The sequence below is a fragment of the Campylobacter showae CC57C genome, assembly GCF_000344295.2.
Classification (GTDB): domain Bacteria; phylum Campylobacterota; class Campylobacteria; order Campylobacterales; family Campylobacteraceae; genus Campylobacter_A; species Campylobacter_A showae_B.
This window is the reverse complement of record NZ_AOTD01000115.1, coordinates 1-12,914: the sequence shown is the minus strand read 5'-3', so window position 1 is coordinate 12,914 and position 12,914 is coordinate 1. Positions and strand designations below refer to the sequence as shown.

The following is a 12,914-nucleotide window of genomic DNA, read 5'->3' as shown; positions in this document are numbered from 1 at the left end:
AAGAGGAAGTTAAAGAGATCGTGGATTTTCTAAAGCATCCGGATAGATATATAAATTTAGGCGCCAAAATCCCAAAAGGCGTGCTTTTGGTTGGGCCTCCGGGCACCGGTAAAACCTTGCTCGCAAAGGCCGTCGCGGGCGAAGCGGACGTGCCGTTTTTCTCGGTTTCGGGATCGAGCTTTATCGAGATGTTCGTCGGCGTGGGCGCCAGTCGCGTGAGGGATCTTTTTGAAAATGCGAAAAAAGAGGCTCCGGCGATCGTTTTCATAGACGAGATCGACGCTATCGGCAAAAGCCGCGCAGCTAGCGGAATGATCGGCGGAAACGACGAGCGCGAGCAAACGCTAAATCAGCTTTTGGCCGAGATGGACGGCTTTAGCTCGGACGCGTCGCCCGTTATCGTACTTGCCGCGACGAACCGTCCCGAGGTGCTTGACGCCGCGCTTTTAAGGCCGGGCAGATTTGACAGGCAGGTGCTCGTCGATAAACCTGATTTTAAAGGCAGGATCGAAATTTTACGCGTGCATATGAAAGATATCAAGCTCGATCACAGCGTCAGTATCGAGGATATCGCGCGTATGACGGCCGGCCTTGCGGGTGCGGATCTTGCCAACATTATAAACGAAGCCGCGCTACTAGCGGGCAGAAAAGAAAAAGGCAAGGTTGAGCAGGCCGATTTGCTAGAAGCCGTCGAGCGTGCGATCGCGGGTCTTGAGAAAAAGTCTCGCCGCATAAATCCGAAAGAAAAGCGCATCGTGGCGTATCACGAGAGCGGACATGCGCTCATAGCAGAGACTACCAAAGGCGCAAACAGAGTCACTAAAGTATCAATCATACCGCGCGGACTTGCGGCGCTTGGTTACACGCTTCATACGCCCGAAGAAAATAAATTTATGATGCAGCGCCACGAGCTGATGGCCGAAGTGGATGTGCTTTTGGCCGGACGCGCGGCGGAAGAGGTGTTTATAAAAGAGATTTCAACCGGTGCGGGCAACGATCTCGAGCGCGCTACCGATATACTTCGCTCGATGATCTCGATATACGGTATGAGCGATATCGCGGGACTTATGGTGCTTGAAAAGCGCCGCAGTACTTTCCTCGCAGGCGGTCAGGCCGATAGGGACTATAGCGACAAGACGGCGGAAAAAGTGGACGAATTTATCAAAACCACGCTTGACGAGCGCTATAAACACGTACTTGAGACGCTGAGAAACTACGGCGATGCGATAGAAAAGATGGTCGAGGCGCTTTACGAGGAGGAGACTATCGAGGGTGCGAAGGTCAGGGAGATCATCGCAAACTACGAAAAAGAACGCGGTATGCCTAGCAGGCTGGTAAATTTAGAAGAAAATAAAGAGGAACAAGCGTAAAATAATGCAAAATATCGGCATGGTCGCAAAACAGGGCTATAAATACATCTTTGCTTTCGGGGTTTTATTTTTGCTTTCGTTAGCTTTGGGCGTGTGCCAAATTTTATTTTTCGCGCTCTTTTCGATCTGCGTCTTTTGGTTTAGAAATCCGGAGCGAGCGCTTGGCAGCGACGACGAATATGCCGTACTTAGTCCTATCGACGGTAAGATAAAAAGCATAGAGAAAATTTATTATTTTGACACGCAGTGCGTAGCCGTAACCATCCGCAAGGGCGTATTTGACGTGGGTGCGCTCAGGGCTCCTTGCGATATGGAGCTTTTGGAGGCCAAGCAAAGGCACGGGCTGTTTTTGTGTAATGCCATGGAAGCTTCTAAAAATTTAAATGAGAGAGCCTTGTTTATCTGTAAAAATTTAGACAACAAATTTGCGATCCGCATCATCGCCGGACCTCTTAGCAAAAGGATCTCTTTTGAAAATTTCAGCCGCCTAAAGGCAGGCAGGAGATTTGGTTTTTTAAGTAGCGGCGAGGTGATTTTGATACTGCCCGCAAACGCTAGAATAAGCGTCAGCGTGGGCGAAAAAGTCGCAGGCGCGGGGATCATAGGATTTTTTAGCTACGAGGAAAAAGATGCAAGACAATCAGCATAAACTTCAGTTAATGTATATTTTGCCCAATTTATTCACGGCGGCTTCGGCTTTTTTAGGTATCATCAGCATCATCGTCTCCGTGCGCGGCTACATCGCGGCCAGCGCAGGACTGGTCCAGGAGGCAAATAGCTGTTTTTTTAAGGCTATTATTTACATCGTTTTATCGCTATTTTTGGACGGGCTTGACGGACGCGTAGCGAGACTAACCAAAACCACGTCCAAATTCGGCGTGGAGTTTGACAGTCTTGCCGACGTGATAGCTTTCGGCGTCGCGCCGGCGATACTTTTTTATTTTACGGTAGGGCACAGTTTCGGGCGGCTTGGTTCGCTTGTCGCCGCTCTTTACGTTGTTTTCGGCGCGATTCGTTTAGCGAGATTTAACGTAATGACGGGCACCTACGAGCCATCCGTCTTCATCGGCCTTCCGATACCAACGGCGGCCATCGTTTCGGCATTTTGGGTCGGGCTAAGCTTAGAATACGATTTCACTAGGAGCGCCGAGTGGTTTTTGCTGTTTTTGCAAATTTTGCTTTCGGTTTTGATGGTGAGCAACATCCGCTATCCCAGCTTTAAAAAAATCGATCTCAAAAAAGCCGATTTTCTTCGCATATTAGTCGGTCTTACGGTCGCGTTTTCGGTCATCTATATCTATCCGATCGAGGCTGTTACGGCTTTAATGAGCGTTTATGTTTCTTACGGTATAATCCGCTATATTTTTATGAGATGTAAAAATAAAAAAATCCAAAAGGAGAGCGAATGAACGGTAACGTCAAATTTAACGCATTTTTCTCTCTACTTCTGCTGCTGCGCTAAGCAGCGACTCTTTCACACCCTAATAATCAAAATTTAACCACACAAACAAAAACTCCAAAAAGGATAAAAAATGAACAATGATAAAATAATAATATTTGATACGACTTTACGAGACGGTGAGCAAAGCCCCGGCGCCTCGATGAATACCGAAGAAAAAATACGCATCGCGCGCCAGCTGGAGCGCCTAAACGTAGACGTCATGGAGGTCGGCTTTGCCGCGGCCAGCAAGGGTGATTTTGACGCGATACATCAGATCGCCAAGCAAGCCTCAAACGCCTCTATCTGTTCGCTCGCCCGCGCCGTGGACGGCGATATAAAGGCCGCCGGAGAGGCTATCGCGCCTGCTAAAAACAGACGCATCCACACCTTTATCGCTACAAGCCCGATCCATATGGAGTTTAAGCTAAAAATGGCTCCCGATGAAGTAATCAGGCGTGCCATAAAAGCCGTAGAATACGCCAAAACATTTTGCGACGACGTGGAGTTTAGCTGCGAGGACGCATGCAGGAGCGAGATGAGCTTTTTAAAAGAAATTTGCGACGCCGCTATAAACGCCGGAGCAAAGACGATCAACATCCCAGACACCGTGGGGTATCTATATCCCGAGGAGATTACCGCTCGCATAGGAGAAATGGTTAAATTTATAAACGGTCGCGCAGTCGTCTCCGTGCATAATCACAACGACCTAGGCCTAGCTACGGCAAACTCGCTAGCCGCGATAAAAGCGGGCGCCAGGCAGGTCGAGTGTACGCTAAACGGCATCGGCGAGCGCGCGGGAAATGCCGCGCTTGAAGAGATCGTAATGGCGATAAAGACGCGCAGCGACGTATTCGCGCCGCTTTACACGGACATAGTTCATAAAGAAATTTATCCTAGCTCGCGCCTGCTAGCGGGTATCATCGGTATCGAGCCTCAGCCAAACAAAGCCATCGTCGGCAAAAACGCCTTCGCTCACGAAAGCGGCATCCATCAAGACGGCGTGTTAAAGCACAAAGAGACCTACGAGATCATCAGCGCCGAGAGTATTGGGCTAGATAAAAACTCGCTGGTGCTTGGCAAACACTCGGGTCGCCACGCCTTTAAAGATAAACTAATCAGCCTTGGTTTTGAGCTAGAAGATAGCGCGCTAAACGAGGCGTTTGAGAAATTTAAGGCGCTAGCGGATAAGAAAAAAGAGATATTTGACGACGATTTGCGCGCGCTGGTGACTAGCGAGATCATCAAGATCCCCGAAGTTTTCGAGTTTTTGACGCTAACGCAAAGTAGCTGCAACAAAGGCTTAAGTAGCGCAGCTATCACGCTTCGCCACGCAGACGAGATCAAGAGCGACGCAGCGCTTGGCAACGGTACGGCGGACGCGATATTTAAGGTCATCGACCGTCTAAGCGGCATAAACGGCGTACTAAAAGACTATAAGGTAAACGCCGTTTCGCAAGGCAAAGACGCGCTGGCAAACGTAGTAGTGAAGGTCGAATTTGACGGCAAAACCGTCATCGGACACGGACTTGATATCGACACGATGACGGCGAGCGCCAAAGCGTATGTAGGCGCGCTAAACAGCTACGTAAAAATCACTGCGACAAAGTAAAATTTGAGCGGTTTGACTGCGCCGCTTAGTAAATTTAAGGCTCGGATTCGGGCCTTAAATTTATAAATTTAGCCTTTAAATTCGGCTATAAATTTAGTCGGATTTAAGGCAAACAAAAATATAAAACTCAAATTTAAACCTCCCCACATTTACCGCCGCGTCTTTAAAATTTGATATAATCAAGCCAAATTTTTCAAAGGAGAAAATATGAAAAAAATCGCGTTTTTGTTGATGATTATCGGGGCGTTTGCGTTTGCTAAAAGCGAGGAAGCGCCGCAAAAATCTACGCCAAAGCAGCTTGAGATGGTGCTGATCCTAGATAAATCGGGCTCCATGAGCGGGCTTGAGAGCGATACGATCGGCGGCTTTAACTCGATGATCGACAAGCAAAAAGAAGCGGGCGTGGACGCAAAGGTAACTACGGTGCTCTTTGATACGAATTTTAAGACGCTGCACGATAGAGCCGATATCAAAAAGGTCGAGAAGCTAACAAACAAGGACTATGTCGCGGGCGGCAATACCGCGCTACTAGATGCGGTCGGCGATACGATAAATAAAATCTCAAAAGTCGAGGACATCTACGCCAAAAACAGAGCCGTACTTTTCGTGATCATCACAGACGGACAGGAAAACTCGAGCAAGGAGTACTCAAAGGCTCAGATCAAAAAAATGATAAGCGATAAGCAAGAAAAATACGACTGGGAGTTTATATTTTTGGGAGCGAATATCGACGCCGTTAGCGAGGCACAGAGCCTAGGCATAAAGGGCACGAACGCAGTGAAATACAAAAACAGCAGCGAGGGCGTGCAGAAAAACTTTGAGGCCGCTGCCGAGATGTCCAAAGATATGGCGATGGACAAAAAATCAAGCTCGAAGTGGCGCGAAAAGGTGCTTGAGGATAAGTAAAATTTGACTTGAGACGCGGCTTAGCGCCGTACTTTTGTAAATTTACGGTTGTTTTTAGTCCGCTAGTTATAGAAGCAGGGCTTTAAATTTGACGAGGCGAGTTGTTTTTGCTTCTCGTCAAATTTGACAAACACGGCTTCGCTTCGGCACTATTAATCTATAAGAATTATGCGGGCGACTTTGCGACGAGTTTATCGCCCGCATAAAACTACTTTTTCAGCTTCTCGTAATCAATCATAAAATCCACGAATTTACTTTTAAAGTTTGGATCTTTTATCAGTCCGTATTGTATCGTCGCGGCCTCGATATTATCGATCTCTTGATATAGGTGTCCTAGCGCCACGCGGCTTTCCATCGCGTTTGGATCGGTGAGCTTTGATAGCTCCAAAAGCGCGGTGGCGTTTTGCGGGTGGTTTGAGCCTATGGCGGCCACGGCGGCTAGAAACAGCGTGCCAGCATCGTTTATCTTAAATTCGTCGATTATGCGGTTGTAGATCTGATAGCTCTCCTCAAAATCGTTCGTGAAAATGTCGATGTAGGCAAGTGTTTGGAGCAAATCAGCGTTATTGGCGCCTTGTTTTAGCAGTGCTTTTATCTTCTCGCGTTCATAGTTTAGTAGGCCCGAGATTTGCAAAAGCTTGATGTATTGCTCTTTGATGATGTTTGCGCCGTGGTAAAACGCAGCGTCGTTTAGCCGCTTGTCGTGGAAGTAAATTTGTATCTGCTCGACGTATTTTTTGATGCCTTCATCCTTGTAGTTTGCGATAAAATCAAGGATATTCGCCACGATATCTTCAGGTAGCTTAGCTTTTAAAATTTGCGTTTTTTTAGCAAACTCCCCGCCCTTGTCGGTCATCTTTGCGATTATCGCGTCAAAGGCTAAATTTAGCGCGCTCTCTTCCTTGTCTTCTTCTAGCCAGCGCATGAGAGCGCCGCTATTATTTGCGATGAGGGCCATTAGAGCTTGGCTTACTGGCGCGTCTTTTGAGCTCGCGTCGTGGTCGAGATTTTCTGAAATTTCTTGTAGTAGTTTGGTGTTATCCACGGCGTTTATATCGTTTGCGATAGCGCCTAGCACGCCAGCTAGATGATTTGTAGGGTCTAGGTGATAGCTCATGATAAAGTGCTTTGCCGCCATGCTAAAGTTGCCCAGCTGCGCGTAGCTAAGCGCTAGGTCGTAGTGTAAAACCGAGTGCTCGGGATATAGCGAGATGAGCGAGGTAAACTGCGCGTTGGCCTGCTTTAGCTTGTAGTTTAGGGCGTTTGCGATGGCTGATGAGAGCTCTAAATTTACCTTTGAGAGCGCGCCGCTAGCGTTTAGGTAGTTGCCCGCTGCGCTTGCATCGTCCAAAAACAGGCTCACGCCGCCTTTTCTTATGTAGTTTATCGTTTGATTCGGGTCAAAAACCTTATAAGGCGCGAAGTAAAATAGCGTCTCGTAGCGTTTGGTTTTGTCAAAAAATAGGTCGTTTCTAAAGTGCGCCTGAGCTAAATTTACGTCAAAAAGCTCCGGTTTTAGTATCGTTTTGATCGGGAAATTCGTATTTAAAAATAGCGGATCTTCGTGAAAAACAGCTTTTATTTCATTGGTCGCAGCTTCAAAATTGCCGTCTTTTAGGTTTATGATGGCTATCATCGAGTTTATTTTATTTGAGTCGCCGCCCTTGTTGAGTGCTAAATTTAGCCTATTTCTGGCCTTTTCATATTGCCCGAGTCTTGCGTAGAGCATGCCCAGAGCTAGATCTGCGTCAAATTCTTTTTGAGCTTCTAGCTTTTTTATCGCTTCGGCGTCGTCGCCGATAAAGCTTAAAATTTTAGCCGCTAGGTAGTCGTAGCGATCTTTATAGTAGCCGTTTTCGGCGTGCGAGAGGGCCGCTAGAGCCTCGACGTATTGGCCTTTATAGTAGTTTATGAGCGCGTAGTAGTAGTTGTATAGCGGAGAGTCTGCTTCTTTATATAAAAACGAGCTTGCGAGATTTATATAGTAGTTAAAATTTTGCTCGTTTTTTAGCTCAAGTGAGCTAACTGCGGCGTTTATGGCGCTAACGGCGACGTTTTCGTTATTGTCGATAGCTTTTTTAAAGCTTTTTAGCGCGTCTTCAAATTTGCCCTGCCTCATCTGTGAAACGCCGAGATTATAGTTTGAGAGGCTTTGGTTATAAACTGCGATGTTTTCGTAGATTTTCAGCGCCTCAAATTTATTGCCCTTTTCGTAGAGCAAATTTGCCTTAGCGATCATGTCGTCGATTTTTGAGCTACCGAATTTTTGCGACTCGTAGTGCTCCTCGATGTCTTTTACGATCTGTTTTTCGTCTATCGGCGGCTTTTTCTCGCCCCTAAAAACGAAAAACAAAACTACGGCCAGGATGATGACGGCGCCCCCGCCGATCCTCCGATGATAAAAAGCTTTTTCTTGCTTTTTTTGGCCTCCTCTTGCGCGTCTGCGATTTGTTCGGGGACTACTGGTTCTAGCTCGTCGAGCGAAACCAGCTCGTCGCTTTCGCCGCCTTCTTGTTCTTCCGGTCGGGGCTCTTTGTCGCTTAGCTGGGTTTCGGCCTCTTCGAGGATTACTACGTTTTCATCGTCGTTTTGCGCCACTACATGTACCTTTTAAGAACTTCCGGGATCTCGATGCTGCCGTCTGCTTTTTGGCAGTTTTCCATTATCGCTATGAGCGTCCTGCCTACGGCTAGGCTCGAGCCGTTTAGGGTATTTACCAGAGCGTTTTTCTTGCCGTCTTTGTAGCGGATTTTGGCTCTGCGAGCTTGAAAGTCGCGGGTATTTGATACCGAGCTTATCTCGCGGTATTTGTTTTGCCCTGGTAGCCAGACCTCGAGGTCTATCGTCTTTGCCGCACTAAAGCCAAGATCCCCGCTGCAAAGCAACATATGGCGGTGCGGCAATCCAAGGCTTGTTAGCAAGTCGCTAGCGCACGCTACCATCTCGTCAAGCATCTGCGCGCTTTGCTCTGGAGTCGTGATGGCTACTAGTTCTACTTTTTCAAACTGGTGCTGGCGTATCATACCGCGCGTGTCGCGTCCTGCTGAGCCCGCTTCTTTACGGAAGCATGCCGAGTAGCAAGTCATCTTTATCGGTAGGCTCTCGACGGGTAAAATTTCGTCATTATATAGGTTTGTTACCGGCACCTCGCTAGTAGGGATTAGATACAAATCCTCGCCCTGAGCCTTATAAAGATCTTCTTCAAATTTAGGCAACTGCCCGGTGCCGTAAAGCGTGTTTGCATTTACCAAAAACGGCACGTTAACCAGTTCGAAGCCGCGCGCGTTGTTAAAGTCGATCATGTAGTTAACTAGCGCTCTTGATAGGCGCGCTCCCATGCCTTTTAGCACGCAAAAGCGCGAGCCTGAAAGCTTAACGCCGCGCTCGAAATCAAGCCAGCCTAAGCTCTCGCCAAGCTCCCAGTGTTCTTTCGGCGCGAAGTCAAATTTGGTCGGCTCAAGCACGGTTTTTACGCAGACGTTATCGTCCTCGTCCTTGCCAAACGGCACGTCGTCGTCTGTGATGTTAGGCACGCAGCTTGCTATGTTTTCGAGCTTTTCCTCGTATGCGCGCACGATCTCGGCGGCATCTCCCATCGCTGCTTTGTTTAAATTTAGCTCGTTTTTTAGCTCATCGGTGTTCTCGCCGTTTCTGGCCTTTATGCCTAGCTCCTTGCTCTTAGCGTTTTGGATCGCTTGGAAATTTTCTAGCGCTTGACGCTTTGCTTTTAGCTCGTTAAACGTCGTCAAAAGCTCGTTTAAAACCTCGGGCTTTACGTTTTTGCCTTGTAATTTTTTTACGAACTCGTCGTAGCGCGTGTCGAGTAATTTTAGATTTATCATTTTTATCCTTTACACCATAAACATGACTTTAGCAAATATCACGATAATCGCAGCCGCCGTAAACGCAAACGGGTGGATATTGCCTAGAGGACTAGGGCGTTTTAGTATAAATTTACACGTGAGATTGGTCGCTACGGCCGCAAATATCAGTAGCGCCAAAATAACCTTTATCATAAAGACGATTTGTAAATTCGACTCAAAATATCCGCCGGCTTTTGAGCCGACCCAGCTACTCATCATCATGCCGCCCGTTAGTACTAAAAGCAACACGCAAAGCGGCATGATTTTTATCGCGACACTTGAGATGGCTTGCTGCGCTTTTTGCGCTATTTCCGCGGGCAGTTTGGCTTTGGCTCTTGAAAAAATAATCACGTCGAAAAATAAAAATCCGACGAAAATGATAGCACAGATTAGGTGAATAAGCTGCGCGTAAGGGTAGATTGCTTGCATTTTTTTCCTTTAAAATTTATTTGTATATGCCTGTTGCGGCGCGTATTTTTTCCATTATCGGCGCTGCGACAGCTCGCGCTTTTTTCGCGCCTTCGTTTAAAATTTCATCCACTTCGCCCGCGTGATTTAGATAATAATCAAATTTGCCTCTCGCGTCCGCAAAATAGTCCCAAACCAGCTCGTTTAGATACGCCTTAAAGTGTCCGTGTCCTTCGCCGCCGCGTTCGTATCTGGCTTGCAGAGCCTTTTGTCCGTCCTCGTCCAGGAATAATTTAGCGATATTATAGACGTTGCAGTTTTGCCACTGCTTAGGCGCTTCAAGCGGCTCGGAGGTCGTCACGATGCTTGAAATTTGCTTTTTTAGCTCTTTGGCGCCGGCGAAAATATCTATCGTGTTTCCGTAGCTTTTGCTCATTTTCGCGCCGTCTGTGCCGGGCACCGTAGCTACGTTTTCATCGACTTTGTACTCCGGCAGGACGAAGATATCGCCGTGCTCGTTGTTAAATTTGATCGCGATGTCGCGTGCGATCTCGACGTGCTGGATCTGATCCTTGCCCACTGGTACGACCTGCGCGCCGTATAGCAGGATATCTGCCGCCATCAAAACGGGATAACTAAAAAGCCCGTGATGCGAGGTTAGGCCCTTTGCGACCTTGTCCTTGTAGCTGTGAGCGCGCTCTAGCAGGCCCATCGGGGTGTATTGGCTCAGTATCCAGTAGAGCTCTAAAACCTCTTTGACGTCGCTTTGCACCCAAAATACGCTCTTTTGCGGGTCGATGCCTAGCGACAAAAACGCGCTTGCCGCCTCATAAGTGTTTTGTTTTAGCTTCCCAGCGTCGGCGACCGAGGTCATCGCGTGGTAGTTGGCGATAAACATAAACATCTCGCTTTGCCCCTGCGCCTCAATCATTTGTTTGATCGAGGCGAAGTAGTTGCCTAGGTGTAGTTTGCCGCTTGGTTGCAAACCCGTTAGTACTCTCATTTTTCTCTCTTTCTTATTGCTGCGCGTTGTCTTTTGAGTGTCTTTGAATGAGTTTGCAAAAATTTAGCTCGGCGGACTATATGTCCAGCCTACGCTAAATTTTTACTGCACAACATTCAAAATCCATCTCAAAATACTTCCGCTTATTAAATTTTACAATCTGCAAATTTAAAAATTTTATTATCTGTCTTTTTTGTTATAAATTTTGCAATTCGTTAAATTTAGACTCGAATTTTTAACTCGCTTAAAATTTGACGTTTACCGCTCAAATTTCAGCGATACAAACCGCTCCGAATTTTCACGACGATACGGCCAAACGCTTTTGCATTAAATTTAAAACGCTCAAATTTAAAAAAGAAATTTAAAGCCGCAAATTTTAAAATTTACGCTCAAATTTCAACCTAAATTTTACTTAGTCCTTTTTATTGATTTTAGTTGTGCCTCGATCTCTTTCGCGACTTGCTCCAGCTCTTTGCCTTCGACGTCGATTATGAGATCGGCGACGTTTTTATACATCTTCTTTCTCTCGTCAAAAAGCTTTTTTGCCGCGTTTAGGTCGCGTAAAAGCGGGCGCTTGGCGTAGTGCATCTGCGCTTCGCCGCTCTCGTCTATACGCTTTAAAATCGCCCCAAAGCTTGATTTTAGATAGATGATTTTGCCGATTTTTTTTAGGCCTTTAACCTTTGCAAAGCCGCCGCCAGCCGCTATCACCGAGGATTTGACGTTTTTGGCTAGCTTTTTAGCGAGTTTTGCTTCGCATTTTCTAAAATACTCCTCGCCTTTTTTCTCGAAAATTTCTTTAACTTTTAAATTTTGCTCGCTTTCGATCAGCTCGTCGGTGTCTAAAAACAGCTTGCTTGTTTTTTTTGCGATATGTCTAGCTACTGTACCTTTGCCAACGCCCATAAAGCCGATGAAAACTAAATTTTTACTCACTTTTTCCCTCGTTTTCCTCGTCCGAGCCGCTACGATTTTTAGGTATCAGCACGATCGGAGTACCAGATAGATCAAATTTTTCGCGTAGCTTGTTCGTTAGGTAGCGTTTGTAGCTAAAGTGCAGGGCGCGTGGGCGGTTCATCACGAGCGCGATTTTTGGCGGCGCGAAACCAAACTGCACCGCGTAGTAAATTTTCACGCTCTTGCCCTTTTCGCGCGGTATCGGGTGCGCTTTTACCGCCTCTTCGATAGCTTCGTTTAGCCTTGCGGTTTGGATTTTTTGCGTGTAGTTTTTGTAAACTTCTAAAATCAGTGGGTAAATTTTATGTACTCTTTTGCCGCCCAGAGCCGATACGCTGATGATTGGCGCGTAGGCGAGAAATTTAAATTTATCCCTGATCTCGCGGCTAAATTTATCAAAATCTTCCTCGCTTTTGTCCCATTTGTTTAGCACGATGATGACGCCGAGCTCAAATTTAGCCGCAAGGCCCGCGATGCGCTCGTCAAGCTCGGTTAGCGGTTCGGAGCTATCAAGTACCAAAAGCGCGATATCGGCGAGCTCGAGCGCAGACTCGGTGCGGTTTAGCGCGTATCTTTCGATGCCTTCTATCTTGCCGCGTTTTCTGATGCCCGCTGTATCGACGAACTCAAAAACCCTATCCTCATAGACGAAAGTCTCGTTTACCGGGTCTATCGTCGTGCCGGCTATGTCGCTCACGACCGCGCGGGACTCTTTTACGGGCGCGTTTAGCAGCGAGCTTTTGCCGACGTTTACGCGTCCGATGATGCCTACTTGGATATTTTTTCGCTCGTAGTCCTCGCGAGCCGATATTTCCTTGACCACTTCGCCGTCGTCGCCGAAATTTTCTAAAAACTCGTCCAGATCTTCGCCTGCGTCGGGGCGGATCTCGTCTTTTAGTTGCTTATAGATCCAGTCCGCTAGCTCGTCGATGCCAGCGTTATGGCTAACCGAGATGGCAAAGCTCGTTTTTGCGCCGAAATTTGCAAACTCGTAGCTTCGCAGCTCGTCTTTTTTGCTATCTACTTTGTTGATTACGAGCGCGGTCGGCAAATTTAGCTTTAAAAGCGCGTAGTATAGGGCTTTGTCCTCGTCGCTAGGCATCATTTTGCCGTCGACCATAAAGATGATCGCGTCCGAGCTTCTAGCTTCGGCCAGCGTTTTTGCCTTGACGTTTTTAAAGAGCTCGCTACTGTCGTCAAGGCCGCCGCTGTCGATCAAAACGCAGCTTCTGTCGTAAATTTCTATAATCGTTTTGTTCGTATCTCGCGTCGTACCGCTAACGTCGCTGGTGATGGCTATACGTCTGCCGGCTAAGCGGTTAAAAAGCGAGCTTTTGCCGACGTTTGGCTTGCCGAC

12 protein-coding genes are annotated in these 12,914 nt (G+C 47.3%); 5 read left to right on the top strand and 7 right to left on the bottom strand.

The features are described from left to right. From ftsH to H740_RS04380, 5 genes are all read left to right on the top strand, one after another. Nucleotides 1-1,370 (top strand): ATP-dependent zinc metalloprotease FtsH (ftsH, locus tag H740_RS04400; RefSeq protein ID WP_002951763.1); only part of this gene is annotated, 1,370 nt, incomplete at its 5' end. 4 nt (nucleotides 1,371-1,374) lie between these two features. Continuing rightward, nucleotides 1,375-2,019, top strand: coding sequence for a phosphatidylserine decarboxylase (locus tag H740_RS04395; RefSeq protein WP_002951761.1), 645 nt, complete (start codon nucleotides 1,375-1,377; stop codon nucleotides 2,017-2,019). Continuing rightward, the gene (pssA, locus tag H740_RS04390) at nucleotides 2,000-2,779 is read left to right on the top strand and encodes a CDP-diacylglycerol--serine O-phosphatidyltransferase (RefSeq protein ID WP_002951760.1); all 780 of its coding nucleotides are present in this window, start codon (nucleotides 2,000-2,002) and stop codon (nucleotides 2,777-2,779) included. The genes H740_RS04395 and pssA overlap by 20 nt, the downstream gene beginning before the upstream one ends. Before the next feature lie 123 nt (nucleotides 2,780-2,902). After that, on the top strand, nucleotides 2,903-4,420 hold the full coding sequence (locus H740_RS04385) for a 2-isopropylmalate synthase (RefSeq protein WP_002951759.1): 1,518 nt from the start codon (nucleotides 2,903-2,905) through the stop codon (nucleotides 4,418-4,420). A 207-nt stretch (nucleotides 4,421-4,627) separates the two neighbouring features. Then, nucleotides 4,628-5,326: a vWA domain-containing protein gene (locus H740_RS04380; RefSeq protein ID WP_002951758.1), complete on the top strand. Its 699-nt coding sequence runs from the start codon at nucleotides 4,628-4,630 to the stop codon at nucleotides 5,324-5,326. A 208-nt stretch (nucleotides 5,327-5,534) separates the two neighbouring features. Here H740_RS04380 and H740_RS04375 read toward each other — a convergent pair whose 3' ends face one another. The 7 genes from H740_RS04375 to der all read right to left on the bottom strand — a co-directional run. Further along, nucleotides 5,535-7,679 carry a tetratricopeptide repeat protein gene (locus tag H740_RS04375; protein ID WP_002951757.1) on the bottom strand — a complete coding sequence of 715 codons (2,145 nt, stop codon included), beginning with the start codon at nucleotides 7,677-7,679 and terminating at the stop codon, nucleotides 5,535-5,537. A 2-nt stretch (nucleotides 7,680-7,681) separates the two neighbouring features. Then, nucleotides 7,682-7,924, bottom strand: a complete 243-nt coding sequence (locus H740_RS12140; protein ID WP_002951756.1) for a hypothetical protein — start codon at nucleotides 7,922-7,924, stop codon at nucleotides 7,682-7,684. Continuing rightward, the gene (serS, locus tag H740_RS04370; RefSeq protein ID WP_002951755.1) at nucleotides 7,924-9,168 is read right to left on the bottom strand and encodes a serine--tRNA ligase; all 1,245 of its coding nucleotides are present in this window, start codon (nucleotides 9,166-9,168) and stop codon (nucleotides 7,924-7,926) included. Before serS ends, H740_RS12140 begins: the two co-directional genes overlap by 1 nt. A gap of 9 nt (nucleotides 9,169-9,177) precedes the next feature. Further along, a complete protein-coding gene (locus H740_RS04365) occupies nucleotides 9,178-9,618 on the bottom strand; it encodes a hypothetical protein (RefSeq protein WP_002951747.1) in 441 nt (146 codons plus the stop codon). Nucleotides 9,619-9,634: 16 nt separating this feature from the next. Further along, nucleotides 9,635-10,663: a tryptophan--tRNA ligase gene (gene trpS / locus H740_RS04360; protein ID WP_331456429.1), complete on the bottom strand. Its 1,029-nt coding sequence runs from the start codon at nucleotides 10,661-10,663 to the stop codon at nucleotides 9,635-9,637. A 345-nt stretch (nucleotides 10,664-11,008) separates the two neighbouring features. Beyond that, nucleotides 11,009-11,536 (bottom strand): shikimate kinase, encoded by a 528-nt coding sequence (locus H740_RS04355; protein ID WP_002951745.1) that lies wholly within the window; start codon nucleotides 11,534-11,536, stop codon nucleotides 11,009-11,011. Then, nucleotides 11,529-12,914, bottom strand: a 1,386-nt coding sequence (gene der, locus H740_RS04350) for a ribosome biogenesis GTPase Der (protein ID WP_002951744.1), incomplete at its 5' end; no start/stop codon positions are given. The genes der and H740_RS04355, both read right to left, overlap by 8 nt.